Below are 300 nucleotides of genomic sequence, written 5' to 3'. Positions count from 1 at the left end.
GAGAGCACCCCATGGCAACACCAGCGTACATGTCGGTTACCGGCGAAAAACAAGGCCTGATCACTGCCGGCGCCTTCACCGCCGACTCCGTTGGCAACACCTACCAGGAAGGCCACGAAGACCAGGTCATGGTTCAGGCTTTCAGCCACGACGTGATCATCCCGCGTGACCCGCAATCCGGTCAGCCAACCGGTCAGCGCGTGCACAAGCCAGTGATCATCACCAAGGTCTACGACAAGGCTTCGCCTCTGCTGCAAGCTGCTCTGACCTCCGGCGAGCGCATGAGCGAAATCGTTATCC

Annotated in this window: 1 protein-coding gene; it reads left to right on the top strand. The window is 60.0% G+C overall.

Annotated features, from left to right (window positions below; all coding sequences use genetic code 11):
- Positions 1-11: 11 nt before the first annotated feature.
- The coding region (gene tssD, locus QMX91_RS31500) for a type VI secretion system tube protein TssD (RefSeq protein ID WP_282413577.1) at positions 12-300 on the top strand (289 nt) is incomplete at its 3' end.

The organism is Pseudomonas sp. PS01299, assembly GCF_029960145.1.
Classification (GTDB): Bacteria; Pseudomonadota; Gammaproteobacteria; order Pseudomonadales; family Pseudomonadaceae; genus Aquipseudomonas; species Aquipseudomonas putida_A.
The sequence above is the reverse complement of the archived record's forward strand: the minus strand, read 5'-3'. Positions and strand labels throughout refer to the sequence as shown.